General features: G+C 58.0%; 21 protein-coding genes. 14 read left to right on the forward strand and 7 right to left on the reverse strand.

The window, feature by feature from the left end; all coding sequences use genetic code 11:
- The first annotated feature begins 68 nt into the window (after positions 1–68).
- The 5 genes from ABUK73_RS08920 (at position 69) to ABUK73_RS08940 (ending at position 5,692) form a co-directional block, all read left to right on the forward strand.
- Positions 69–1,082, forward strand: coding sequence for a carbohydrate ABC transporter permease (locus ABUK73_RS08920; RefSeq protein WP_353576952.1), 1,014 nt, complete (start codon positions 69–71; stop codon positions 1,080–1,082).
- Between the two features lies 1 nt (position 1,083).
- Positions 1,084–2,244, forward strand: coding sequence for a carbohydrate ABC transporter permease (locus ABUK73_RS08925; protein ID WP_353576953.1), 1,161 nt, complete (start codon positions 1,084–1,086; stop codon positions 2,242–2,244).
- A gap of 6 nt (positions 2,245–2,250) precedes the next feature.
- Positions 2,251–3,927 carry a beta-galactosidase BglA gene (gene bglA, locus ABUK73_RS08930; RefSeq protein WP_353576954.1) on the forward strand — a complete coding sequence of 559 codons (1,677 nt, stop codon included), beginning with the start codon at positions 2,251–2,253 and terminating at the stop codon, positions 3,925–3,927.
- Positions 3,928–3,947: 20 nt separating this feature from the next.
- Entirely contained in the window at positions 3,948–5,036 is a 1,089-nt protein-coding gene (locus ABUK73_RS08935) for an ABC transporter ATP-binding protein (protein WP_353576955.1), read from the forward strand.
- A gap of 299 nt (positions 5,037–5,335) precedes the next feature.
- On the forward strand, positions 5,336–5,692 hold the full coding sequence (locus tag ABUK73_RS08940; protein ID WP_113089764.1) for a hypothetical protein: 357 nt from the start codon (positions 5,336–5,338) through the stop codon (positions 5,690–5,692).
- 67 nt (positions 5,693–5,759) lie between these two features.
- Here the strand turns inward: ABUK73_RS08940 and edd are convergent, their stop codons facing one another.
- The 5 genes from edd to ABUK73_RS08965 form a co-directional block, all read right to left on the reverse strand.
- Positions 5,760–7,577, reverse strand: coding sequence for a phosphogluconate dehydratase (gene edd, locus ABUK73_RS08945; protein ID WP_353576956.1), 1,818 nt, complete (start codon positions 7,575–7,577; stop codon positions 5,760–5,762).
- An 87-nt stretch (positions 7,578–7,664) separates the two neighbouring features.
- Positions 7,665–8,363, reverse strand: coding sequence for a 6-phosphogluconolactonase (gene pgl, locus ABUK73_RS08950; RefSeq protein WP_353576957.1), 699 nt, complete (start codon positions 8,361–8,363; stop codon positions 7,665–7,667).
- A 12-nt stretch (positions 8,364–8,375) separates the two neighbouring features.
- Positions 8,376–9,851 carry a glucose-6-phosphate dehydrogenase gene (zwf, locus tag ABUK73_RS08955; RefSeq protein ID WP_113089766.1) on the reverse strand — a complete coding sequence of 492 codons (1,476 nt, stop codon included), beginning with the start codon at positions 9,849–9,851 and terminating at the stop codon, positions 8,376–8,378.
- A 155-nt stretch (positions 9,852–10,006) separates the two neighbouring features.
- Complete coding sequence (locus ABUK73_RS08960; RefSeq protein WP_353576958.1) at positions 10,007–11,293, reverse strand: NAD(P)/FAD-dependent oxidoreductase; 1,287 nt, start codon at positions 11,291–11,293, stop codon at positions 10,007–10,009.
- A 10-nt stretch (positions 11,294–11,303) separates the two neighbouring features.
- A complete protein-coding gene (locus ABUK73_RS08965) occupies positions 11,304–12,740 on the reverse strand; it encodes a glutamine synthetase family protein (protein ID WP_353576959.1) in 1,437 nt (478 codons plus the stop codon).
- A 128-nt stretch (positions 12,741–12,868) separates the two neighbouring features.
- On the opposite strand from ABUK73_RS08965, the gene ABUK73_RS08970 reads away from it, so the two are divergent.
- The 3 genes from ABUK73_RS08970 to ABUK73_RS08980 all read left to right on the forward strand — a co-directional run bounded on the left by ABUK73_RS08970 (position 12,869) and on the right by ABUK73_RS08980 (position 15,451).
- Positions 12,869–14,053 (forward strand): BaiN/RdsA family NAD(P)/FAD-dependent oxidoreductase, encoded by a 1,185-nt coding sequence (locus ABUK73_RS08970; protein ID WP_353576960.1) that lies wholly within the window; start codon positions 12,869–12,871, stop codon positions 14,051–14,053.
- A gap of 142 nt (positions 14,054–14,195) precedes the next feature.
- Positions 14,196–14,327, forward strand: a complete 132-nt coding sequence (locus tag ABUK73_RS08975; RefSeq protein WP_353576961.1) for a hypothetical protein — start codon at positions 14,196–14,198, stop codon at positions 14,325–14,327.
- 251 nt (positions 14,328–14,578) lie between these two features.
- A complete protein-coding gene (locus tag ABUK73_RS08980) occupies positions 14,579–15,451 on the forward strand; it encodes a LysR family transcriptional regulator (RefSeq protein ID WP_353576962.1) in 873 nt (290 codons plus the stop codon).
- A gap of 9 nt (positions 15,452–15,460) precedes the next feature.
- Here ABUK73_RS08980 and ABUK73_RS08985 read toward each other — a convergent pair whose 3' ends face one another.
- Positions 15,461–15,706 (reverse strand): SMc00767 family acetate metabolism repressor, encoded by a 246-nt coding sequence (locus ABUK73_RS08985; protein ID WP_045229770.1) that lies wholly within the window; start codon positions 15,704–15,706, stop codon positions 15,461–15,463.
- Positions 15,707–15,735: 29 nt separating this feature from the next.
- Positions 15,736–17,025 carry an isocitrate lyase gene (aceA, locus tag ABUK73_RS08990; protein WP_353576963.1) on the reverse strand — a complete coding sequence of 430 codons (1,290 nt, stop codon included), beginning with the start codon at positions 17,023–17,025 and terminating at the stop codon, positions 15,736–15,738.
- Between the two features lie 230 nt (positions 17,026–17,255).
- Here aceA and ABUK73_RS08995 point away from each other — a divergent pair, with 230 nt between their 5' ends.
- The 6 genes from ABUK73_RS08995 (at position 17,256) to ABUK73_RS09020 (ending at position 24,861) form a co-directional block, all read left to right on the forward strand.
- On the forward strand, positions 17,256–18,674 hold the full coding sequence (locus ABUK73_RS08995) for a helix-turn-helix domain-containing protein (protein WP_353576964.1): 1,419 nt from the start codon (positions 17,256–17,258) through the stop codon (positions 18,672–18,674).
- Positions 18,675–18,809: 135 nt separating this feature from the next.
- A complete protein-coding gene (locus ABUK73_RS09000; protein ID WP_353576965.1) occupies positions 18,810–19,910 on the forward strand; it encodes a polyamine ABC transporter substrate-binding protein in 1,101 nt (366 codons plus the stop codon).
- Positions 19,911–19,988: 78 nt separating this feature from the next.
- Positions 19,989–21,131: an ABC transporter ATP-binding protein gene (locus ABUK73_RS09005; protein WP_353576966.1), complete on the forward strand. Its 1,143-nt coding sequence runs from the start codon at positions 19,989–19,991 to the stop codon at positions 21,129–21,131.
- A gap of 11 nt (positions 21,132–21,142) precedes the next feature.
- Complete coding sequence (locus tag ABUK73_RS09010; RefSeq protein WP_353576967.1) at positions 21,143–22,051, forward strand: ABC transporter permease subunit; 909 nt, start codon at positions 21,143–21,145, stop codon at positions 22,049–22,051.
- Between the two features lie 3 nt (positions 22,052–22,054).
- The gene (locus ABUK73_RS09015; RefSeq protein ID WP_353576968.1) at positions 22,055–22,867 is read left to right on the forward strand and encodes an ABC transporter permease; all 813 of its coding nucleotides are present in this window, start codon (positions 22,055–22,057) and stop codon (positions 22,865–22,867) included.
- A gap of 41 nt (positions 22,868–22,908) precedes the next feature.
- A complete protein-coding gene (locus ABUK73_RS09020) occupies positions 22,909–24,861 on the forward strand; it encodes an acetoacetate--CoA ligase (protein WP_353576969.1) in 1,953 nt (650 codons plus the stop codon).
- Positions 24,862–25,118: the final 257 nt, after the last annotated feature.

Genomic DNA, 25,118 nt, shown 5'->3' on the forward strand with positions numbered 1-25,118 from the left:
TCTTTGTAGGTGCCTGCATAGCGGCCAAAGTGCTGCTTCAGGCATGAGAGGAATAACGGGGAGGGAACATGATTACCCAGATCGTTTCGGCGCTCGGCGTGATGATCGTCGGCGTCTTCGCCTGCGCCGCCTATTACTGGCTTTCGGACAAGGCGCTGCAACTCATCTTCCCGTTGAAGGACGGCGACGTCATTCACGCTTCCCGCAACCTGAACCGGCGGGCAGCCGTTCGGCCATGGCTCTTCGTGGGTCCGGCCTTGCTGTTGCTAACGGTCTACCTCGTTTACCCCGTGGTCGCGACCTTCATCCTGTCTTTCCATGATAGAACCGGCGATAATTTCGTCGGCCTCGCAAATTACCGCTGGGCGTTTTACGATGCGGGTTTCCGCCAGTCGATTTTCAACAACATCCTGTGGCTCGCCGTCGTGCCTGCCGCCTGCACCTTCTTCGGCCTCGTCATCGCCGTCATGACCGACCGCATCTGGTGGGGGAATATCGCCAAGTCCATCGTCTTCATGCCGATGGCGATTTCATTCGTCGGCGCATCGGTCATATGGAAGTTCATCTATGAATATCGCGGCGAGGGGCAGGTGCAGATCGGCCTGTTGAACGCCATCGTCGAGTTCTTCGGCGGTAACCCGGAGGTGTGGATTTCCATGCCCTTCTGGAACAATTTCTTCTTGATGGTCATCCTCATCTGGATTCAGACCGGCTTTGCCATGGTCATCCTGTCAGCCGCTCTGCGCGGTATTCCTGAAGAGACGGTCGAGGCCGCCGTCATCGATGGCGCCAATGGCTGGCAGATTTTCTGGAAAATCCTCGTGCCGCAGATATGGGGCACTATCGCTGTCGTCTGGACGACCATCACCATTCTCGTCCTCAAGGTCTTCGATATCGTTCTCACCATGACCAACGGTCAGTGGAACACCATGGTTCTGGCCAACCTCATGTTCGACTGGATGTTCCGTGGCGGCGGAGACAGCGGACGAAGTGCTGTCATCGCGCTGGTCATCATGGCAGCGGTGACGCCGATCATGATCTGGAACATCCGTCAGGCAAACAGCGAAATGGAGGGCCGCTGAGATGAACATCGCAACGCGTCTTCGCCGTATCGGCCTGCCACGCCTCATCGTCCACATCAGCGTGCTGTTCGTGGTTCTGCTGTGGCTTCTGCCGACGCTCGGCATTCTCGTCAGCTCGCTGCGAGATAAGGACCAGCTCGTCGTTTCCGGCTGGTGGACTGCATTTTCCAGTTCCAGCCAGACGCAGGCCTCACGCCTTGCCGACCCTGCCACACAGAAACAGGAAGGTGACCGCTTCGTCATCTCCGGCAACGTGTTTGAAAACGGCGCAGGCGGCAAGATTTCCGCCTTCGGCGTCCGCGTGCAGGACCCTGAAGCCTTTCCGGCAGGTGAGGCGGCTGATCTGGGTGACGGCGAAAGCCTTCTCATCAACGAAGACGGCACCTATCAATATAGCAAGAATGCGAGCTTCGAAGGGTCCCGTGCCAAGCGCGTCTATCTTGCCGTGGCGACACCACCGATTTTCACGCTGGACAACTATCGCACGGTGCTGACGTCGGAGGGCATCGGCCAATCCTTCGTCAATTCGCTGACGGTTGCCATTCCCGCGACGGTGATCCCAATCCTGATCGCAGCCTTTGCGGCTTACGCGCTTTCCTGGATGAAGTTTACCGGTCGCTCGCTGATGATCGCCATGGTCGTTGGCCTCATCGTCGTTCCCTTGCAGATGTCGCTCATCCCGCTGTTGCAGCTCTATAACTGGATCGGCAATGTCTTCGGCGTGCCATCCAAGACCTATGCGGGCATCTGGCTGGCGCATACCGCCTTCGGTCTGCCGCTCGCCATCTACCTGCTGCGCAATTACATTGCCGGTCTGCCGAAGGAGATCATCGAAAGCGCGCGCGTGGATGGCGCCAGCGATTTCGAAATCTTCGTCAAGATCATTCTGCCGCTGTCTTTCCCGGCACTTGCATCCTTCTCTATCTTCCAGTTCCTGTGGACGTGGAACGACCTTCTGGTCGCCATGGTCTTCCTCGGCACTCAAAAGGACGAGCTGGTGCTGACGGGTGCCTTGAACGCGTTGCTCGGTTCGCGCGGCGGCAACTGGGAAATCCTCACCGCATCGGCCTTCGTCACCATCATCGTGCCGCTTTGCGTCTTCTTCGCTCTCCAACGTTACCTTGTGCGCGGCCTGCTGACGGGCTCGGTCAAGGGAGGCTGATATCTCATGAATGCCCATACCACACAGGATACTGCAATGACGTCTTCTGCTCTCGTGCGCGATAAGGATTGGTGGCGCGGTGCCGTGATCTACCAGATCTACCCGCGCTCCTATCAGGATTCCAACGGCGACGGCATCGGCGATCTAAAAGGCATCACCTCGCGCCTCGAACATATCGCCAAGCTCGGCGCGGACGCGATCTGGATTTCGCCCTTCTTCACCTCGCCGATGAAGGATTTTGGTTACGACGTTTCCAACTACGTCGATGTCGATCCGATGTTCGGCACGCTGGCGGATTTCGACGGACTGATTGCAGAGGCACACCGCCTCGGCATCCGCGTCATGATCGACCTCGTGCTGTCGCACACGTCCGATCAGCATCCATGGTTCGTGCAGAGCCGCTCCAGCCGCCAGAACCCTAGGGGTGATTGGTATGTGTGGAGCGATGGCAAGCCGGATGGCACGCCGCCCAACAATTGGCTCTCCATCTTCGGCGGTTCTGGCTGGCAGTGGGACCCGACGCGCATGCAATATTACATGCACAACTTCCTCACCTCGCAGCCGGACCTCAACCTGCACAATGAGGAGGTGCAGGAAGAGCTGCTGAACATCACCCGCTTCTGGCTGGAGCGCGGCGTCGATGGCTTCCGTCTGGATACCATCAACTTCTACTTCCACGACAAGGAACTGCGCAACAACCCGGCGCTCGCACCAGAGCGCCGCAATGCGTCTACTGCGCCTGCGGTGAACCCCTACAATTTCCAGGAACACATCTACGACAAGAACCGCCCTGAGAATATCGCCTTCCTGAAGCGCTTCCGCGCCGTGTTGGACGAGTTCCCGGATATCGCAGCCGTCGGTGAAGTTGGCGACAGCCAGCGCGGTCTCGAAATCGTCGGCGAATATACCTCCGGCGATGACAAGATGCAGATGTGCTACGCCTTCGAATTTCTGGCACCCGATGCGCTGACCCCGCAGCGCGTGGCCGATGTGCAGGCGGATTTCGCCCGCGCCGCACCCGAGGGATGGGCCTGCTGGGCTTTCTCCAACCACGATGTTATCAGGCATGTCAGCCGTTGGGGCGATGTGGTGGAGGACAAGGACGCTTTCGCCAAGGTTCTCTCCGCTCTGCTGATGACCCAGCGCGGCTCGGTCTGCATCTATGAAGGCGAAGAGCTTGGCCTGACGGAAGCCGATATCGCTTTCGAAGATTTGCAGGACCCCTACGGCATCCAGTTCTGGCCGGAATTCAAGGGCCGTGACGGTTGCCGCACGCCGATGGTCTGGGACGCAGGGCATGCGCTGGCAGGCTTCTCGACAGCCGAGAAGGGCTGGCTGCCTATTCCGCCCGAACACAAGCAGCGCGCCGTCAGCGCCCAGCAGGGCGACGAGACCTCCGTGCTGGAGCACTACCGCCGCTTCCTGACGTTCCGCAAACTGCATCCGGCCTTCGCCAAGGGCAGAATAGAGTTCCAGCCGGTGGTCGGCACGGTGTCGAGCTATACGCGCACGCTCGGTAACGAGACAGTGCTGTGCCTCTTTAACCTCTCGGCAGAACCGTCTGTGGTGACGTTGCCGCAGGGTGGCTGGCAGGCTCTGGACGGTCACGGCTTTTCCGCAGAGCAGAGCGGCAATGAAGTTACATTACCGGCATGGGGCGCTTACTTCGCCCGCCACGCCTGAAGATTGAGGGAGGACACCGCATGACTGGCGTTATTCTGAAGGATATCCGCAAATCCTACGGGCAGGTCAAAGTCCTGCACGGCATCGACCTCGACATCAAACAGGGCGAGTTCATCGTCTTCGTCGGCCCCTCTGGCTGCGGCAAGTCCACGCTGCTGCGCATGATTGCGGGTCTGGAGGAGATCACCGGCGGCGAGATGTATATCGATGGCCAACTGGTCAACGAAATCCCGCCCTCGCGGCGCGGTATCGCCATGGTGTTTCAGTCCTACGCGCTCTATCCGCATATGACAGTTTACGACAACATGGCCTTCGGCATGAAGATCGCCAAGGAGAACAAACAGGAAATCGACCGTCGCGTGCGCGCCGCTGCCGATATTTTGCAATTGACGCAGTATCTGGAGCGCCTGCCAAAGGCACTCTCCGGCGGTCAGCGCCAGCGTGTTGCCATCGGTCGCGCTATTTGCCGCAACCCGAAGGTCTTCCTGTTCGATGAGCCTCTGTCGAACCTTGATGCTGCCCTGCGTGTCGCGACGCGCATCGAGATCGCCAAGCTCTCGGAGCAGATGGCCGACACAACGATGATCTATGTCACGCATGATCAGGTTGAAGCCATGACGCTGGCCGACCGGATCGTTGTGCTGAATGGCGGTCGTGTCGAGCAGGTGGGTGCGCCGCTGGAGCTTTATGAGAACCCGGCAAACCTCTTCGTGGCCAAATTCATCGGCTCCCCGGCCATGAATATCATCGCCGCCATGATCAAATCGACCGGCGCGCAGACGGCTATCGAGCTTGCGGGCGGCAAGACACTATCTGTCGATATTGCAACCAGCTCGGGAGAAGAAGGCAAGGCTGCGTCCTTCGGTGTTCGCCCGGAAGATCTGGCGGTTGTAACCGGTGACGATTATCTTTTCGAAGGCAAAGTCGCCATCGTGGAAGCACTTGGAGAAGTCACCTTGCTCTATCTGGAAGCGCCTGCCGGGCAGGAGCCGATCATCGTCAAAATTCCCGGTATCGCGGAGGCCAAAAAAGGTCAGGTTTTACGCTTCTCCGCACCGTCCCAAAAGTTGCATTTATTCGACGCTCAGGGCCATACTTATCGGCGTTAAAGGGCAATTCGGAACGGCTTTTTAACCAGAAAATAAAGCCGTTCCTCCGTGTCTTAAATATTTCATGTGCTTAAAAAATATTTCCAATCAATAATTTAACCACTACGGCGGCTTTCCTTCGTCACTAAACCTTAACTGTCCACAGCCAGATTTCGCATGTGTTTCATATCGAAACGGCGTGAGAAATTATTAATGAGTTCTGGCTAGGCTTTTCTGGAATTTTTAGAAAAAGGAATTTAGCAGTGAACGCGCGGGCAAATGTCGGCAAACCCTCTTATCTCAGCAAGGAAGAATCTTTCATGTACGACCGTGAAGGTCGTTTCAAAATGGAAGATACGATGAATGCCGCGCGCATCGAATATACCGAAAAAGCGGTGATGAATATGGCGTCGCGCCGCTGTGACGTCATCAAGATTTCGCAATCGGAAGCCGTGCTTGCTCTGATGACGCAGTACAACCTACCGAGGCAGTTTTATCTTGATATTCCCGATGCCCGCATCACCAAGATTGGCTGCGTGCTGATGAAGGTCAATGCCAACAACACCATTCAGGTCCGCTTCCTGCATATTCTCAGCAAGAAGGACATGGACCGGATTTTCGTGTTCAGCACTCACCCGTCTCACCGCGACCGCACGCTCGATATCCGCGCCTGGTAATAGAATTCATCCAACAAAAAGGCCGCGTTTCGTCCGAAACGCGGCCTTTTTGTTATTGAGCCCTCAATCAATGAAAGACGCTGGCGCCCTGATCGGCTGGGCCGACATTGCGACGGAAGGGCGCGAACAATTCACGGCCCATACCCCATTCATTGTCGGAAAGATTTGCCGTTGCGGGCTCACGGGCTGCAAGCTCGGCGGATGAGACCAGAACTTCGATTGTACCTGTGATGGCGTCGAGGCGGATCATGTCGCCATCGCGGATGCGGGAAATCGGGCCGCAATCGACCGCTTCCGGCGTCATGTGAATGGCGGCGGGTACCTTGCCGGATGCGCCGGACATGCGACCATCGGTGACCAAAGCCACCTTGAAGCCGCGGTCCTGAAGCACGCCAAGTGGCGGCGTCAACTGATGCAGTTCCGGCATGCCGTTGGCCTTCGGCCCCTGGAAGCGGACGACGGCCACGAAGTCCCGGTTCAGCTTGCCTTCCTTGAACGCAGTCTGGAGGCTCTGCTGGTCGTGGAAGATGATGGCTGGTGCCTCGATGATGTGGCGCTCAGGCTTGACGGCAGAAATCTTGATGACTGCCTTGCCGAGATTGCCAGTCAGCATCTTCAGGCCGCCTGTCGGCTGGAAAGGCGTTTCGATGCTGGCCAGCACCTTCGGGTCATGGCTGACTTCTGGCGAAGACGTACGGCTCACGCCGCCGTTTTCATCCAGCGTCGGCTCGATAGTGTAGGCCTCAAGCCCCTGACCGAACACGGTGCGCACATCGTCATGCACGAAGCCCTGTTTCAAAAGTTGCTTGATGAGGAAGCCCATACCGCCTGCGGCGTGGAAATGGTTCACATCTGCCAGACCGTTCGGGTAGACGCGCGCCAGAAGTGGCACAACGTCCGAGAGGTCGGAAATATCCTGCCATGTCAGCACGATACCGGCAGCCCGCGCCATGGCGATCAGGTGCAGCGTGTGGTTGGTGGAACCGCCAGTGGCATGCAGACCAACGACGCCGTTCACGACGGAACGCTCATCGATCATCTCGCCGGCAGGCGTAAACTCGTTGCCCTGCGCGGTAATCGCCAGGGCCCGCTTCGTCGCTTCTCGGGTCAGCGCATCGCGCAGCGGCGTATTGGGGTTGATGAAGGAGGAGCCGGGCATATGGAAGCCCATGATTTCCATCAGCATCTGGTTGGAATTGGCGGTGCCGTAGAAAGTGCAGGTGCCGGGGCCGTGGTAGGATTTGGATTCGGCTTCCAACAGTTCGGCACGTCCAACCTTGCCCTCGGCATAAAGCTGACGAATGCGCGACTTCTCGTCATTCGGCAGACCCGAGGTCATCGGTCCAGCCGGAATGAAAATGGACGGCAGATGGCCGAAGGAAAGGGCTGCAATGACCAGACCGGGAACGATCTTGTCGCAGACACCAAGGAACACCGCCGCGTCGAACATGTTGTGCGAAAGGCCAATGCCTGCTGCCATGGCAATCGCATCGCGTGAAAACAGCGATAGCTCCATGCCCGGCTGACCCTGTGTCACGCCATCGCACATCGCCGGAACCGCACCCGCAACCTGCGCAATGCCGCCCGCTTCCTTTGCCGCATCGCGGATCATGGCCGGGTAAACCTCAAAGGGCTGATGGGCCGAGAGCATGTCGTTATAGGCGGTGATGATACCGAGGTTGCCGACCCTATCGCCGGCAAGGATGTCCTTGTCGGCGGGGGAACAGACCGCAAAGCCATGTGCGAGATTGGCGCAGGAGAGGACGGAGCGATGCACGCCCTTGGAAACCTGAAGCCGAAGCCTTTCGAGATAGATCTCACGATAAGGTTTCGAGCGCTCGACGATACGGGCTGTGATAGCCTGAATGCGCGGGTCGGCAGCCATGGGCGTTCATCCTGTCCTTCTGTGGACCATCGGCCAGACGCTTGGGAACGTCGGCCAACGGTCATGTTGCTGTTTCAAGCGCTGGGCTTAGGGCGCCCAGTAGATATTCACCTGCGAATCCGCGCGGTTGAGGACGGCCCTGATGGGCATCTCTTCCTCGTCCAGATCGGACTTGGCCTTGTCGAACGTTTCCTTCTTGGCCGCACCTTCAATGTGCAGCACGAGGAAACGGGCATCGTGAAGTGCTGAAAGATTGAACGTCAACCGTTCCTCACCAGCGGTTTCAGCCGCCATCGGCAAAACGGCGCGGTCCTCGTCCAGATCGAGTGCCTCTTCGAGATTGTCGCCACCGGGGAAGAAGGAAGCCGTATGGCCGTCCGTTCCCATGCCCAGAATGACGACGTCGAAGGGATCGCAGATCGCTTCTGTCTTGACGGTTGCGAGCGTCGCCGCATCGTCAGGCGTCGCAAAGAACTGGTATAGCGGCACAAAGTAAGCATGCGCCGCCGCGTTTTGCAGCAGGTTGTCTGCCACCAGCTTGTGGTTGGAACGGTCGCTTTCCGGTGGCACGAAACGTTCGTCCACCAGCGTCACGCTGATGTTCTTCCAGTCCAGCTGATGTTTCGAAAGCTCCTGAAAGAAGCGCTTCGGCGTAGAGCCGCCAGAGACGGCTATGCTGGCCGTGCCGCGTTCGGAAACCGCGTCTTCAAGACGCTTGGCAACGTCCTTTGCCAGCGTCTCTGCCAGTTCCTGACCGTTTGTGAAGATATGCTCCTGCCCAATCATCTGCATATCCCCTTAATCGGCTTCGTGCCATGTGCGGCCATCGCGCTCGATCAATGCGATCGAACCGCTTGGTCCCCATGTGCCGGATGTGTAACCCTGCACGCCCTGGCCGACTGCTTCCCAGCTTTTGAGAATAGGATCGACCCATTTCCACGCCGCTTCCACTTCGTCGCGACGCATGAACAGCGCCTGGTTGGAGCGGATCGTGTCCATCAGCAGACGTTCATAGGCATCGGGGCTGCGCACGTTGAAAGCCTGGGCAAAGCTCATGTCCAGCGAGACCTGACGCAGGCGCATTCCGCCCGGACCGGGATCCTTGATGAGCAGGGACTGCTTGACGCCCTCATCCGGTTGCAGGCGAATGACCAGCTTGTTCGCCTCGACTTTGCCAGCCGCATCGTCAAAGATCGAATGCGGGATTTGCTTGAAGGTGACGACGATTTCGGACACGCGGGTTGCCAGACGCTTGCCGGTGCGGATGTAGAAGGGCACGCCCGCCCAGCGCCAGTTGGCGATTTCGGCCTTGATCGCAACGAAGGTCTCGGTGTTGGAGACGCCGCCTTCTAGCTCTTCCAGATAACCCTTGACCGGACCACCCGCAGAAGCACCGGCGCGGTACTGACCGCGCACCGTTAGCTTCTCGACATTGGATTCGTCGATCAGCTTCAGCGAACGCAGAACCTTGACCTTTTCGTCACGCACGGCTTCCGCATCCATGGAGGATGGAGGCTCCATGGCAACGAGGCACAAAAGCTGGAGAATATGGTTCTGCACCATGTCGCGCAGCGCACCGGCTTTGTCGTAATATCCAGCACGGCCTTCAAGGCCGACGGATTCGGCAACGGTGATCTGCACGTGGTCGATATGGGCGGAGTTCCACAGCGGCTCAAACAGCGCATTGGCAAAGCGCAGCACCATCAGGTTCTGCACGGTTTCCTTGCCGAGATAGTGGTCGATACGGAAGATCTGTTCTTCCTTGAAGACATTGCCCAGCGTGTCGTTGAGTTCCAGCGCGGACGCAAGATCACGGCCAATCGGCTTTTCAACGACGATGCGAGTGGACTTGGTAATCAGCTTGTGGTCACGAATCTTGAAGGCAATATCGCCGAAGATGCCGGGGGCAACGGCCAGATAGAAAGCGCGGATGCGGTCCTTGCCCTCATCCAGAAGCTTCTTCAGCTTGTCCCAGCCGCCATCGGATTTTGCATCGACGGGAACGTAGAACAGGCGCGCGCAGAATTTTTCGACCTGCGCATCGTCATATTCGCCCTTCTTGAGATGCTCTTTCAGAGCGTCCTGCGCGAATTTACGGTATTCGTCATGCGTCATTACCGAACGGGAAGCACCGATGATGCGTGTCGGTTCGGACAACTGGTTTTCCACCTGACGGTGGTAAAGGGCTGGCAGAAGCTTGCGCTCGGCCAGATCGCCAGTGCCGCCGAAGACGACGCAATCGAAGGGCTCGACTGGAATGATTTGACTGCTCATACCGATTCTCTCGATCTTTCCGTGTTGAGGGCATCCATAATCTAATCGATTTAAAAATGCCAGACTTGTTGTGCGAAATTATGTTTTTTGCTCGTAAGCCATTGGTTTTGCTTTGTCCGAGCGTGTTTCCTATGCCTTTGTTCTTAACCTGACTATCAGAACCTGTCGCGCAATGCGTACCATGAAAGCGCCAGAAACAGCAGGGGCGCACGCAACCGTGTGCCACCCGGGAAGGACGGCACGTCCAGCGCGGCGAACTGCTCCAGCGCTTTGTCCTTGGAAACGATCATATCCGCATAAAGCTTGCCGCAATAGTTGGCCAGCATCACCCCATGGCCGGAGTAACCGCCGATGGACATGACACCCGGCATCACCTCACGTACGAAAGGCTGGCGTGTCAGCGTAATGCCCACCGATCCGCCCCATGCATGGGTCATCTCGATGTCTTGCAAGGCTGGATAGATTTCGGCGATCTGCTTGCGGATATGTTTGGAAATGTCGCGCGGTGAATCCGCCGTATAGGCCTCACGCCCGCCAAACAGCAGCCGATTGTCAGGCGTCTTGCGAAAATAGCGCACCACGAAGCGGCTGTCGGCAACCGCCTCTTTTCCGGGAATGATGGTGGGGAAATCATCCAGCGGCACAGTCGCGCCGATGAAGGAGCGGATCGGCATCACATGCGCTGCCGTCACCGGTTCCAGATTGCCGATATGGGCATTGGTGGCGATCAGCACGCGGTTGGCCGTGATGGTGCCGGATGATGTCTCGATCAGCGTCTTGCCGCCGGTCTGGGTTATGGATTTAGCCGGCGTCATCTCGAAGATCTGCGCGCCAGCTGCCTGCGCTGCTTTCGCCAGTCCGATGACGAGCTTCAGCGGATGAATGTGCCCGGTGCCGGTGTCGCGCACGCCGAAATGATAGTGGCTGGAACCGAGCCGTTCCGCCGTCTCTGCCTTCTCCATGAAGGAGACATGGCTGTAGCCGTAGCGGCTGGACATGGCCTCGACGCTTTTGCGGTAGTCTTTTTCGTAGGATGCCTTGTGCAGCACGTTCAACTGACCGGGGAGGAAATCCATGTCGATGGCGTGGTCGCGGGCGAAATCCAGCACGTAATGCTTGGCATTTTCCGCGATGTCGAACAGCGCCTTGGAACGCTCAAAACCGACTTCCTTTTCCAGATCGTCCGGCCATGCGCGCTGGCCGGTGCCGAACTGCCCGCCATTGCGACCGGATGCGCCGTCGCCAAAGCGATGTCCCTCGATCAAGGTCACCGAAACGCCAGCCTTGGCCAGATTATAGGCCGCCTGCAAGCCGGTGAAGCCGCCGCCGATGATGGCGACGTCAACCGTACGCGAACCGTCCATCGCCGCATATTCGCGCCGTGCGTCCAGACTGTCCTGATACCAGGAAACGCCGGGCGCGATGGGGCTTTGCCATGTCATGCTGTGGCCCTCACACGTTCAGCAGCAGGAATTCCCGCTCCCATGGGCTGATCACCTGCATAAAGGTTTCGAACTCGCCACGCTTCAAACCTGCATAGAGGCCAACGAATTCATGGCCGAAGACGCGCTCCAGCTGCGGTTCGCCTTCCAGCAACGCCACGGCTTCCAGCAGCCCGCGCGGCAGCTCGATGGAGCCTTCATTGGCCGTCTCATATGTCGGCTCCGTCGGCTCGATATTGTTCATGATGCCGAGCCAGCCGCAGGCAAGCGAGGCCGCCAGCGCCAGATAGGGGTTGGCATCGGAACTCGGCAGACGGTTTTCCACACGTCGCGCCGAAGGGCCCGATATCGGCACGCGGAATGCCGTCGTGCGGTTATCGTAACCCCAGGCGTTGTTGACAGGGCAGGCCATATCCGGCGTCAAACGACGATAGGAATTCACGTAGGGCGCAAGCATGACAAGCGCATTCGGCACATAACGCTGCATGCCGCCCACGAAAGCGAAGAACTCCTTGGAAGGGCTGCCATCCTTGTTGGAAAACACATTCTGGCCGGTTTCGATATCCACCACCGACTGGTGGATGTGCATCGCCGAACCCGGCATGCCCTGCATAGGCTTGGCCATGAAGGTGGCATAGATGCCGTGTTTCAGCGCGGCCTCGCGAATGGTGCGCTTGAAGAGGAAGACCTGATCGGCAAGCTCGATCGGGTCGCCATGGCGCAGGTTGATTTCCAGCTGTGCCGGGCCTTCTTCATGGATCAGCGTGTCGATCTCCAGACCCTGCTTTTCCGAGAAGTGGTAGATATCGTCGATCAACTCGTCGAATTCGTTGATACCGGCAATGGAATAGCTCTGCCCGCCGACGATGGAGCGCCCCGAGCGGCCCTTGGGCGGATGCAGCGGGTAATCCGGGTCGTCATTCATGGCGACGAGATAGAACTCGATTTCAGGGGCAACGACCGGCTTCCAGCCCTTGTCCTTGTACAGATCAAGTACGTTTTTCAGCACGTTGCGCGGCGTATAGGGAACGTATTTGCCTTCCTGATCCACCACATCGCAGATGACCTGCGCGGTGGGATCACTTTCCCACGGCACGACGCAGAGCGTGGAGAGATCAGGCACCAGCTTCAGGTCGCTATCGCGCGGTTCATAACGGAAGTTCGCCGTCTCATCCGGATATTCGCCGGAGATGGTGTGGCGGTAAAGCGCCGAGGGCAGGGCGAGCGAGGTGTCGCCGGTAAACTTCGCCGTCGGCATCATCTTGCCGCGGGGAACGCCCGCGAGGTCTGGCGTAATGCATTCAATATCCTCGATACCGCGGGCCTTGAGCCATTGGGCGGCTTCCCGCCAGGAGGCGCAACCGCGTGTGGAGGAAACGTCGACTTGGATCTTCTTTGCCATGTTTGCCGGTTTTTTCGGACGGAGCATGGTTTTCTTGGGGGGCATAAATCACCGGCTGTGTGTTTCGATTGGGGCTATCATAGCCAGACTTTGTCATTTGGCAAAAGGGGGAGCGCCATTGACAACCGACCTGACTTCGAAAAGAGGAAGTACACCGAAACTAGGGAAACTCCATGACGGAAAAATGTAACGTGCTGATATTGGGGGCAGGGGCGGCTGGTATGATGTGCGCCATCCGTGCCGGTCAGCGCGGACGCTCCGTCATTCTGCTTGATCACGCAAAGGCGCCGGGCGAGAAAATCCGCATTTCCGGCGGTGGCCGCTGCAACTTCACCAACGTGCATGCGGCCCCGAAGAACTACCTCTCCAGCAACCCGCATTTTGCCAAGTCTGCTTTGGCCCGCTACACGCCGCGCGATTTCATCGCCCTTGTCGACAAGCACCGCATCCCATGGCACGAAAAGGCGCTGGGCCAACTCTTCTGCGATGACAGCGCCAAGGATATCATCCGAATGTTGCTGGCCGAAATGCAGGCCGTGGGTGCGAAGCTGAGGCTGCAAACGGAGATCGCTTCGGTGGAAGCCATTCCGACCGGCGGTTTTCGTGTTGCGACCTCATCAAGCATCATTGAGACCGACAGTCTGGTTCTGGCAACCGGCGGAAAATCCATTCCAAAAATGGGTGCGACGGGCTTTGCCTACCGTGTCGCCGAACAATTCGGCCTCGGCATCATGGAAACCCGCCCCGGCCTTGTGCCACTGACGCTTGAACCGACGCAGTTGGAAAAGCTCTCGGTTCTTTCCGGCATTGCTGTCCCAGCCGAAATTTCCCACGGCAAAACATCGTTCAACGAGGCGCTGCTGTTCACCCATCGCGGTTTGAGCGGCCCATCCATCCTGCAAATCTCATCCTATTGGCGCGAGGGCGATGATATCAGGCTGAAAATGGAGCCTGATCTGGACATTCTTGGCCACCTGAAATCAGCGAAAAAGACCAATGGTCGCCAGTCTGCTCAGACCGCGCTGGGCGACATTCTGCCGAAACGACTGGCACAGCATGTGGTGGAGCGGGCAGGGGTTACCGGCAATATTGGCGATATGTCCGACAAGACTTTGGGCGTGTTGACCGCTGCCGTGCAGGAGTGGTCGATAAAGCCCTCCGGTTCGGAAGGATATCGCACGGCGGAAGTCACGCTGGGCGGCGTTGATACGACCGATCTCGACTCCAAATCCATGCAGGCGAAAACCGTGCCTGGCCTCTATTTCATCGGCGAATGCGTGGATGTCACGGGCTGGCTGGGTGGCTATAATTTCCAGTGGGCATGGGCATCCGGCCACGCCGCCGGGGAATCTGTGTAAAGCCCCGACATCTTAATGCCTTATTAAGAGACGCGGAGTCATGCTGATCGAATGCCAGCACAACGCAAGTTGATACATGATGTCCCGCTGGACGCCGGAACCCGGCATCGATCGGTTATGTTTCTCGTTCAGGAAGCCGCTCATGATGATGTCCAGAAAACCTGCCCGCGCCATCGCAATTGCCCGCACCGCTAATGATACCGCTGTTTACGCCTTCCGCCTGAGCCTGATTTCGGCTGGCGCGCTTGCTGCGTTTCTGGTGCTGCTGCATTAGGTTTCTCATTACACCGCCGCAGCGAGTCATCGCGGCTTTGGCCAGTCGCCACGGCGCTGATGCCTGCGCGGCCTCTTCATAGAACCTGTCCTCTTCCTCCCGCGCGTTTCGTGGCCTGTTCGGGTGCGTGACCCTTAATAAAGCCAGTGCTGAATAAAGCTCTTGCATGATTGCCTCCATGTTTTGAGACTTCAGCATGCGCGACATTTTTTGATTTATATGCAGCCAGGAATGCCCTATGTTTTTCACTGATGAAAAACCTCGGTTGGGACGCATTTCAGATTTTCCTCGATGTCGCCCGTAGCGGTGGCCTCACCGGCGCGACCACGACGTCGGGCCTCAGCGCCGCGACCATTGGGCGGCGGATGCTGGAGTTGGAGCAGACGCTCGGCAAATCCCTCTTCATTCGCAGCCAGACGGGCTACGTGCTGACCGCCGATGGGAGAGCACTGCTCGACCAGCTTCAGACGATGGAAGATGCGGCCCGCAATATCGATGGCTGGCGCAAATCCGGGGCAGCGTCGTCACTTGTGCGCATTGCCGCAGGCACTTGGAACGCCCATCTACTGACCACCAATTTCTCGGCAATTTGCAGCGAGCGGGATGACTTCCGGGTCGATCTCTTTGTTGCCGAGCAACGGGCCAGCCTAGCGCACCGCGAAAACGATATCGGCATCCGGGCTTTCGAACCGGAAGAGCGCAATCTTGCCGCGATCAAGACCGGCGATGTTGCCTATGCGGCCTATCGGTTGCGCAATGCAGCAGCCTCCACCCGGGATCGCTGGGTGGCCGTTTCCGCCGAGAGTGCGATTTCCGCTTATTTGCGATGGCCGCATGAAAACAAGGCCGGAAACATCGTGGTCACGGTCAACCGCCCGACGGCTCTGCTGGATTTGGCACTGGCTGGCGCAGGCGTTGCCGTGCTGCCTTGTTTCATCGGCGATGCGGAGGCGCGGTTGGCGCGCGAGGGCGAAGTCATAGAAGAACTGCGCCACAAGCAATGGATCGTCATGAACAACGAAGACCGCCACCGTCGAGATATCAGGACGGTGGCGGATCGTATGGTGAAATTGATCAAGGGACATTCCGATCTCTTCGCCGGACGGCACAGCCGCCCGGCTTGAGACGTTGGTTCAAGCCGCCGCCTTACCCTGCGCAACGATGACGGGGATCAGTAGATCGCCCCAGTTCCCATCACCGCCATGGTGGCGGGCGGAGCGGACGAGTTCGACGGATACACCGGCTTCGACCGCATTCATGACCGCCTGGTTGAGGCGGTGCAGGTCGTTGGCCAGCATGCGGATCGCGCTTTGCTGATCCTGGCTCATGGAAGAGGATTGCTCCTCTGTGCGTTCCTTAACTCTCGAAATCGAAGCCATTGTTTTTCCTCCGTTCAATGGGGTGTTGGTTATTCCGCAGCGGGGCGGAACTGGTCGTGTTCGGTCGATTCCTTCATCGCCGTGGTGGATGAGGTGCCGCCGGAGATGGCGACGGAGACCGCATCGAAATAGCCGGTGCCGACTTCGCGCTGGTGTTTGGTGGCGGTGTAGCCGTTGATTTCAGCGGCGAATTCCGCTTCCTGAAGCTCCGAATAGGCTGCCATCTGTCGGTCCTTGTAGCCGCGTGCCAGTTCGAACATGCCGTAGTTGAGTTGGTGAAACCCGGCAAGGGTGATGAACTGGAACTTGTAGCCCATGGCACCCAGTTCGCGCTGGAACTTGGCAATCGTCGCATCGTCAAGATGTTTCTTCCAGTTGAAGGACGGCGAGCAATTGTAAGCCAGCTTCTTGCCCGGATGCACCTTGTGCACACCTTCCGCAAAGCGCTTTGCCTGCTCCAGATCCGGCTTGGACGTTTCGCACCAGATGAGATCGCAAAAAGGCGCATAGGCATTGGCGCGGGCAATGCACGGCTCCAGCCCGGGTCTGACCTGATAGAAGCCCTCGACGGTGCGGCCTGCATCATAATCCACGAAGGGCCGGTCGCGCTCATCGATGTCGGAGGTCAGAAGCTTGGCGGCTTCGGCATCCGTGCGGGCGATGACCAGCGTTGGTGTGCCCATCACGTCTGCGGCAAGACGTGCCGCCGTCAGATTGCGGATGTGCGCCGCAGTCGGGATCAGAACTTTGCCGCCCAGATGGCCGCATTTCTTTTCAGATGCGAGCTGGTCTTCGTAGTGGACGCCTGCAGCGCCAGCTTCAATGAAGGCCTTCATTATTTCAAACGCATTCAGCGGGCCACCGAAACCGGCCTCGGCATCGGCAACGATGGGCGCAAACCATGTATCGACGGACAGTCCCTTGCCTTCGGCAGTCTCGATCTGGTCGGCGCGCTGCAAGGTCTTGTTGATGCGCTTCGCCAGTTCCGGGGCTGCATTGGCCGGGTAAAGCGATTGGTCCGGGTACATGGCGGATGCGGTGTTGGCGTCTGCCGCAACCTGCCAGCCCGAGAGGTAAATCGCTTTCAGACCGGCGCGAACCATCTGCATGGCCTGATTGCCGGAGAGCGCACCGAGCGCATTGATATAGCTCTCCTCATTGATGAGCTTCCACAACCGGTTCGCGCCCATTTCCGCCAGCGAATGTTGGATGGTGACAGAGCCGCGCAGCTTTTCCACATCCGCCGCCGTATAGGTGCGCTCGATACCGTCGAAACGACCCTGTGGCGCATTTGGAACCAGCTTGTAAAAATCAGTCATGTCTCTCTCTCTCTCCCTTGTCATAGTCATTGTCTGATCGCGCGCTCAGCACTCATCTCAAAGCCGCGATCTGATGTGACTGAATTTACCGATTTCAAAAAATATATGCCAGATGAAAAGGAAAATCAGTGACTTGAAAGAGGTCATGCTGTAGCGTCTTTGACAGATATGTTTGTAAATTTGTAAATTTTGTAAAAGAGTATTGCTTGTAAATTGTGACAAGGAGGGGTGTGGTGGAGGCTAAGATTTTTGCAGGGCCACGCGTTCGGCGCGTGCGCAACGGGTTGGGTCTGACGCAGACGGCTATGGCTGAGGCGCTGTCGATCTCGCCGTCCTATCTCAATCTTATAGAGCGTAACCAGCGGCCGCTGACCGTGCAGCTGCTGCTGAAACTCAGCTCCGTCTATAAGGTCGATCTGGACGATCTGCAGGGCGAGAGCGGGGGCATTGCCAGCCAGTTGCGCGAAGTCTTTGCCGATCCGTTGCTGGCAGGCGAGGTGCCATCCGGGCAGGAACTGGTGGAGGTTGCGGAAGCTGCGCCCAATGCGGCCAGCGGCATCACCAAGCTTTACCGTGCCTATAAGGAGCAGGCGCAGCGCCTGAGCGATTTGTCAGACCTTCTAGCGCGGGAGGGGCATCAGACCACGCTCTCGGCAACCCGACTGCCGATCGATGAGGTCAGGGAAATCTTCGAACGGCGCGCAGCGCATTTTGCGCAATTGGATGCGGCGGCTGAAGGTTTCCATGCGACACTGTCTCCCGGTGATGATCTGGCCGCGGCGTTGAAAAACTGGCTGCAGAAAAACCACGGCATCGTCGTGCGCTCTATGCCGGTTCACGCCATGCCCAACCTGCGCCGACGATATGACCGCCACTCCATGCGGCTGTTTCTGTCCGAGCGCCTGTCGCCGCAGGACCAGTTGCGGGAGATGGCAATGGAAGCCTGTCTTCTGGCCTTGACGAAAGAAATCGGCACTGAGCTGCAAGCGCTGGTTCTCTCCGGCGAGGAGGCAAAGCGAATCGCCCGCTTCGAGCTTGCCCGTTACGCCGCCCACGCGCTGATGATGCCCTATGGCGCATATCTGGCTGCCGCCCAGCGGGCGCGATATGATATCGATATCCTGCGCGGGCGCTTCAACGTGTCTTTCGAACAGGCTGCAAACCGCCTCGTGACACTGGCTCGTCCCGGCGCATCAGGCATTCCGTTTTTCCTGATGGAGATCGACAGCGCCGGAAACCGGTTCCGCAAGGCAGGCGCGCAAGGCTTTCCGCAGGCGCGGTTCGGCGGCCTTTGCGTGAAGCTCAACGTTAATGCCGCCTTTGCCCAGCCGGGACAGGTGTTGGCCGAGCAGGTGGAGATGCCGGATGGCGGGGCCTATCTCACCATCGCCCGCTCGCTGGATGGACCGCAGGCAGGATTCGGAGAGCGCATTCGTCGCACCGCTGTCATGGTGGCCTGCGATGCATCGCTGGCGAAAGAAACGGTTTACGGCGATGTCGTTGGCATCAAGGCAGGCAGCATTGCCATCGGCCCGTCCTGTCGGCTGTGTGAGCGCCAGGGCTGTCTGTCGCGGGCGGAGGCGCCGCTGACGCGTCCGCTGGGGCTGGATGAAATGGTGACGGGCTTAAGTGTTTTCGATTTTCAATAAAGGTCGTGAAGACAATTGTTTGAAATTGCCGCGCCGCACATTTCCCGCTTGCCGACACAACTTTTCCTTTCTAGTCTCTGGCAAAACAAGGGGTTCACGCGCTTCTCCCACTGCGCGTTCAAAACAGGAGATATCATGAAACATCGTTCGCTTCGTTTCAGTCTGGCCGTCGTGGCAGCAGTGCTGGCCGCCGGTACGGCATTCGCGCAGGAAAAGGTCGTCCACGTTTACAACTGGTCCGACTATATCGATCCTGCCCTTCTGGAAGAATTCACCAAGGAAACCGGCATCAAGGTCGTCTACGACGTTTATGACGGCAACGAGGTTCTGGAAACCAAGCTGCTGGCCGGAAACTCCGGTTATGATGTGGTCGCGCCGACATCGCCGTTTCTGGCGCGTCAGATCAAGGCTGGCGTCTACCAGAAGCTGGACAAGTCCAAGCTGCCGAACCTCAAGAACATGTGGCCGGAAATCACCACGCGCCTGTCGCAGTACGATCCGGGCAATGAATACGCCGTCAACTATATGTGGGGCACCACCGGCATCGGCTATAACGTCGCCAAGATCAAGGCTGCACTCGGCGATGACGTGAAGGTCGATAGCTGGGATATTCTGTTCAAGCCGGAAAATGCGGCCAAGCTGAAATCCTGCGGCATCAACATTCTCGATGCCTCCGACGAAACCTTCGCCATTGCCATGAACTATCTCGGCAAGAACCCGGACAGCAAGGAAACGGCCGATCTGGAAGCGGGCGGCGATGTCTACAAGGCGATCCGTCCTTCGGTCAAAACCTTCAACTCTTCTGCCTACATCGATGAGCTTGCCAATGGCGACAGCTGCATCACCATCGGCTGGTCCGGCGATATTCTACAGGCCAAGACCCGCGCCGAAGAAGCCAAGAACGGCGTTGAAGTGAACTACGTCATTCCCAAGGAAGGCACTTATATCTGGATGGATTCCTTTGCCATTCCTGCTGACGCGAAGAATGTCGATGCGGCCCACGCCTTCATCAACTTCATGATGAAGCCTGACGTGGCCGCCAAGGCTTCGGACTATGTGCAATATGCCAACGGCAACCTCGCTTCGCAGGCGCTGATGGACGAGGCCGTGTCCAAGAACCCCGGCGTTTATCCCGATCCTGAGACGATGAAGAAGCTCTTCACCATCTCGCCCTATGGACCGAAAGAACAGCGCGTTCTCAACCGCGTCTGGACCCAGATAAAAACCGGCAGCTGACCGGGTTTTTAGAAGGGGCGGGTGGAAACTCCTGCCCCTTTCTCGTTCAGCCACTTCATAAAACAAATGGGACAGTTCATGGCGAAATCTCTTGGTCCGGTAAAACGCAAATTCTCACCATGGGAAGATCCAGCCGCCGTCCCCTTCATCCGGTTTGAAAACATCACCAAACGCTTCGGCGATTTCGTTGCCGTGGATAATCTGACGCTTGATATTTACGAGCGCGAATTCTTCTCGCTGCTCGGCCCATCCGGTTGCGGCAAGACGACCCTGATGCGCATGCTGGCGGGTTTCGAAGAGCCGACGGAAGGTCGCATCCTGTTGCAAGGCAAGGATATTTCCGGCGTGCCGCCCTATAAGCGGCCAACCAACATGATGTTCCAGTCCTACGCGCTTTTCCCACATATGTCGGTAGAGAAGAACATCGCCTTCGGGCTTGAGCAGGATGGCTTGCCCAAGGCCGATATCAAGGTTCGCGTCGAAGAAATGCTGCGCATGGTCAAGCTCACCGAGTTTGCCAAGCGCAAGCCCAGCCAGCTCTCGGGCGGGCAGCGGCAACGCGTGGCGCTGGCGCGGTCTCTGGCCAAGCGGCCAAAGGTGCTGCTGCTGGATGAACCGCTTGGCGCGCTGGACAAGAAGCTGCGCGAGGAAACGCAGTTCGAACTGATGGACCTTCAGCAAACGCTCGGCACCACCTTCCTGATCGTGACCCATGATCAGGAAGAAGCGATGACCGTGTCGGACCGCATTGCCGTCATGGACAAGGGCATCGTTGCGCAGGTGGCGACACCGGCTGAAATTTACGAAGCGCCCAACAGCCGCTACGTTGCGGATTTCATCGGCGACATCAATATTTTTGACGCAACGGTCACATCCAAGACAGGCCCTGCCGTGCAGCTGGATTGCGATGGGCTAACTGTCACCGTGGAGCAGGAATGTGCCGCTGCATCCGGCGACAGGGTGGCCTTCGCCATCCGTCCGGAAAAGGTCCGCATTTCGCTGGATGCGCCCGCCGAGACATCGCCCAATGTCGCGCATGGCGAGGTTTGGGATATTGGCTATCTCGGCGATTTCTCGGTCTTTATCGTCAAGCTGGACGATGGCCGGGTCATCCGCGCCGCGCAGGCCAACGTCTCGCGCCTCGTTGATCGACCCATTACCTTCGGGGATATGGTCTGGCTCAGCTGGAAAGCCGATTCCGGTCTGGTTCTCACACGCTGAGGGAGGGTTCAATGGCGATTTCGTCTCCGGAAAACCGGCAAAGCCCCACCCGCTGGCTGGTGGTGGCCATACCCTATCTTTGGCTGCTGCTGTTCTTCGCGGCACCCTTCTTCATCATTCTGAAAATATCCTTTTCAGAGACGGCCATCGCCATGCCGCCTTACACGCCGGTGTTCGAAGGCTTTGCCAGAATCGGCGATTTCTTTTCGCAACTCGATTTTGCCAACTATCTCTTCCTCACGGAAGACCCGCTTTACATCGAAGCCTATCTGTCGTCGCTGCGCATTGCTTTCATCTCGACCTTTCTGCTGCTGCTGATTGGTTATCCCATGGCGCTTGCCATGGCCCGCGCGCCCGGCACCATTCGCCCCACGCTGGTCATGCTGGTCATCCTGCCGTTCTGGACCTCGTTCCTCATCCGCGTTTACGCGTGGATCGGCATATTGAAGCCCGAAGGCCTTTTGACGCTGCTGTTCCAGACCATCGGATTTCTGGGGCCGGACGAGCAGGTGAATATCTTCCGCACGGACACTGCCGTCTTCATCGGCATCGTCTATTCCTATCTGCCCTTCATGGTGCTGCCGCTCTATTCCGCGCTGGAAAAGCTGGATGCGACGCTGCTGGAAGCCGCCAATGATCTCGGTTGCCCGCCATGGAAAGCCTTCTGGAAAATCACTTTCCCACTGTCGCTGCCGGGCGTCATCGCCGGTTCCATGATCTGCTTTATTCCAATTACCGGAGAGTTCGTCATCCCCGATCTGCTGGGTGGCGCAGAAACGCTGATGATCGGCAAGACGCTCTGGACGGAGTTCTTCGGCAATCGTGACTGGCCACTGGCATCCGCCGTTGCCGTGCTGTTGCTGCTCTTGCTGGTCGTGCCCATCGCCATCTTCCAGAACCAGCAGAAGAAGGTGGGGTAAGCCATGAAACGCGGCAAGTTCGATACGACCATCCTCACCTTCTGCTTTGCCTTCCTCTATATCCCGATCATCATTCTGATCGTCTATTCCTTCAATGCCTCCAAGCTGGTCACCGTCTGGGGTGGCTTTTCACTGCAATGGTATAGCTCCATGTGGTCCAACCAAGGCCTGATGGATGCGGCATGGATCACCGCGCGCGTCGCCGTTCTCAGCGCCACCATCGGCACCGTTCTCGGCACGCTGGCGGCGCTTTCGCTCACGAGGTTCTCCCGCTTCCCGGGCCGCATCCTGTTTTCGGGAATGATCTACGCGCCACTTGTTATGCCGGAAGTCATCACTGGCCTGTCGCTGCTGCTGCTCTTCGTGGCTGTCGGGGTGGACCGCAGTTTCTGGACCGTGGTCATTGCCCATACGACCTTCACCATGTGCTACGTCGCCATCGTCGTGCAATCGCGCCTGCTGACCTTCGATCGCAGTCTGGAAGAGGCGGCGCTCGATCTCGGTTGCCCGCCAATCAAGACCTTCTTCCGCATTACCCTGCCGCTCATCCTACCTGCCGTCGTGGCCGGGTGGATGCTGGCCTTTTCCCTATCGCTGGATGATCTTGTCATCGCTAGCTTCACCACCGGGCCGGGTGCAACGACGCTGCCGATCAAGATTTACTCGCAGGTCCGCCTTGGTGTGACGCCTGAGATCAACGCTATCTGCACGATCCTGATTGCACTCGTCACCGTCGGCGTCATCTGCGCGTCGATTGCATCCAAGCGCACAGAGCTTCAGCGCATGCGTGACGAGCACGCCGCCGCAACGCCGTGAGCAGGGTGTTGTAGAGCATCAAGGCTTTGGAGGAGGCCAGCATGGGAGAAAACCAACCGCTGTGGGTGCCATCGCAAGAGCGCGTCGCCCGCTCACCGATGACGTATTTCATGCGGTGGTGCGCGGAACAATACGGGCAGACATTTAAGGATTATGACGCCTTTCACCGCTGGTCCGTGGATGACCGGGGCATATTCTGGAGCGCCGTCTGGGATTATTGCGATGTGAAGGGCAGCCGTGGCGAGCGGGCACTGGTGAACGGCGATGATATGCTTGCCGCCCGCTTTTTCCCGGATGCCAGGCTGAATTTTGCCGAGAATCTTCTGGTTCGAAGTGGGCCTGATGACGCGCTGATCTTCCGTGGTGAAGACAAGGTTGAGGACCGCTGGTCGTGGAACAGACTGCGCGACGAGGTCTCGCGCCTGCAACAGGCATTTCGAAAACTGGGCCTCAAGCCCGGAGATCGTGTTGCGGCGATGATGCCCAACATGCCGCAGACCGTGGCACTCATGCTCGCCGCCACCTCGCTCGGTGCCGTCTGGTCATCCTGCTCGCCGGATTTCGGAGAGCAGGGCGTGCTGGATCGTTTTGGCCAGATAGAGCCTAAGATTTTCATTTCCTGCGACGCCTATTGGTACAATGGCAAAAAGCAGGATGTGACGCAGAAGGCGAGGGCGGTTGCCGAAAAGCTCGGCGTTTTTCTGCTGCTGGTGCCCTATGCTGGAGACAGCCTGACCTCTGAGGAGGTGCTGGACGACACCGTTCTCTATGATGATTTCATCGACATCTTCGAGCCGCGGGACTTGCGCTACACCCGCCTGCCATTTTCGCATCCGCTCTATATTCTCTTCTCTTCCGGCACCACCGGCATTCCCAAATGCATCGTGCATTCGGTGGGCGGCACGCTGCTGCAGCATCTGAAGGAACATCGCTTTCACTGCGAGTTGCAACCGGGAGACAGGCTGTTCTACTTTACCACCTGCGGCTGGATGATGTGGAACTGGCTGGTCAGCGGTCTGGCATCGGGTGCCACGCTCTGCCTCTATGATGGTTCTCCCTTCGCGCCTGACGGTCATGTGCTGTTCGACTATGCTGCCGCCGAGAATTTTGCGGTCTTCGGCACCTCGGCCAAATATATCGATGCGGTGCGCAAGGCAGGGCTGGCGCCTGCTACCACACATGATCTATCGACGCTTCGCCTCATCACATCGACAGGATCGCCGCTGTCTCCAGAGGGCTTTTCCTTCGTCTATGACGGCATCAAGAGCGACGTGCAGCTTGCGTCCATTTCCGGCGGCACGGATATCGTCTCCTGCTTCGTGCTGGGCAATCCGCTCAAGCCTGTCTGGTCAGGAGAGATTCAAGGCCCCGGTCTTGGCCTCGCCGTCGATGTCTGGGGCGATGACGGCAAGCCGGTTCATGGCGAAAAAGGCGAACTCGTCTGCACCAAGCCCTTTCCCTGCCAGCCCGTGATGTTCTGGAACGACGCTGACGGCGCCAAATATCACGCCGCCTATTTCGACCGTTTCGACAATGTCTGGTGCCATGGCGACTTTGCTGAATGGACGGAACATGGCGGATTGATCATCCACGGTCGCTCGGACGCCACCCTCAATCCTGGCGGCGTGCGCATTGGCACGGCAGAGATTTACAATCAGGTCGAGAAGATGGATGAGGTCGCGGAAGCGCTCTGCATCGGCCAGGATTGGGATGGCGACGTGCGCGTGGTGCTGTTCGTGCGGCTTGCCGATGGTGTGGTGCTTGATGATGCTTTGGTGAGCGCCATCAAGAGCCGTGTTCGCACCGGTGCGTCCCCGCGGCATGTGCCCGCCAAGATCATAGCCGTGGCCGATATTCCCCGCACCAAATCCGGCAAGATCGTGGAGCTTGCGGTGCGGGAAGTGGTGCACGGTCGACCGGTCAAAAACAGGGAAGCTCTGGCAAATCCCGATGCTCTGGCGCTTTTTGAGAATATCGAGGCTTTGCAGAGTTGATCGATATCGGCACAGCCTGTCCCAGATGGTCAGATCGCTGTGCCATTATGCAAAAATCCCTGACCCGGATTAGGATTTCTTGCCCCTAAATGGTGTAGTGGCCTTTTAACACTTTGTTAAATCGGGCAGGTCAAATGTAAATCCAACGTGGGTGCACTCAATGAGAGGGTGGCCGGGCCGGTGGCCCAAAGACATGATGTTACTTTGTTCCTACTCTCGTTATAAGCACAATTTTCAAGGCAGCCTCGGCTGCCTTT

Source organism: Agrobacterium vacciniicorymbosi (genome assembly GCF_040427045.1).
In the GTDB taxonomy this organism is placed as follows: domain Bacteria; phylum Pseudomonadota; class Alphaproteobacteria; order Rhizobiales; family Rhizobiaceae; genus Agrobacterium.

Bases quoted from the DNA above. Each gene is read 5' to 3' on its own strand.
- ABUK73_RS09005 (WP_353576966.1), top strand. From the start codon at position 19,989: ATGGCGAAATCTCTTGGTCCGGTAAAACGCAAATTCTCACCATGGGAA.
- ABUK73_RS08940 (WP_113089764.1), top strand. From the start codon at position 5,336: ATGTACGACCGTGAAGGTCGTTTCAAAATGGAAGATACGATGAATGCC.
- aceA (WP_353576963.1), bottom strand. From the start codon at position 17,025: ATGACTGATTTTTACAAGCTGGTTCCAAATGCGCCACAGGGTCGTTTC.
- ABUK73_RS08975 (WP_353576961.1), top strand. From the start codon at position 14,196: ATGATGATGTCCAGAAAACCTGCCCGCGCCATCGCAATTGCCCGCACC.
- edd (WP_353576956.1), bottom strand. From the start codon at position 7,577: ATGGCTGCCGACCCGCGCATTCAGGCTATCACAGCCCGTATCGTCGAG.
- ABUK73_RS08920 (WP_353576952.1), top strand. From the start codon at position 69: ATGATTACCCAGATCGTTTCGGCGCTCGGCGTGATGATCGTCGGCGTC.
- ABUK73_RS08960 (WP_353576958.1), bottom strand. From the start codon at position 11,293: ATGACATGGCAAAGCCCCATCGCGCCCGGCGTTTCCTGGTATCAGGAC.
- ABUK73_RS09020 (WP_353576969.1), top strand. From the start codon at position 22,909: ATGGGAGAAAACCAACCGCTGTGGGTGCCATCGCAAGAGCGCGTCGCC.
- zwf (WP_113089766.1), bottom strand. From the start codon at position 9,851: ATGAGCAGTCAAATCATTCCAGTCGAGCCCTTCGATTGCGTCGTCTTC.
- ABUK73_RS08935 (WP_353576955.1), top strand. From the start codon at position 3,948: ATGACTGGCGTTATTCTGAAGGATATCCGCAAATCCTACGGGCAGGTC.
- ABUK73_RS08980 (WP_353576962.1), top strand. From the start codon at position 14,579: ATGAAAAACCTCGGTTGGGACGCATTTCAGATTTTCCTCGATGTCGCC.
- ABUK73_RS08925 (WP_353576953.1), top strand. From the start codon at position 1,084: ATGAACATCGCAACGCGTCTTCGCCGTATCGGCCTGCCACGCCTCATC.
- ABUK73_RS09010 (WP_353576967.1), top strand. From the start codon at position 21,143: ATGGCGATTTCGTCTCCGGAAAACCGGCAAAGCCCCACCCGCTGGCTG.
- bglA (WP_353576954.1), top strand. From the start codon at position 2,251: ATGAATGCCCATACCACACAGGATACTGCAATGACGTCTTCTGCTCTC.
- pgl (WP_353576957.1), bottom strand. From the start codon at position 8,363: ATGATTGGGCAGGAGCATATCTTCACAAACGGTCAGGAACTGGCAGAG.
- ABUK73_RS08970 (WP_353576960.1), top strand. From the start codon at position 12,869: ATGACGGAAAAATGTAACGTGCTGATATTGGGGGCAGGGGCGGCTGGT.
- ABUK73_RS09015 (WP_353576968.1), top strand. From the start codon at position 22,055: ATGAAACGCGGCAAGTTCGATACGACCATCCTCACCTTCTGCTTTGCC.
- ABUK73_RS09000 (WP_353576965.1), top strand. From the start codon at position 18,810: ATGAAACATCGTTCGCTTCGTTTCAGTCTGGCCGTCGTGGCAGCAGTG.
- ABUK73_RS08985 (WP_045229770.1), bottom strand. From the start codon at position 15,706: ATGGCTTCGATTTCGAGAGTTAAGGAACGCACAGAGGAGCAATCCTCT.
- ABUK73_RS08965 (WP_353576959.1), bottom strand. From the start codon at position 12,740: ATGCCCCCCAAGAAAACCATGCTCCGTCCGAAAAAACCGGCAAACATG.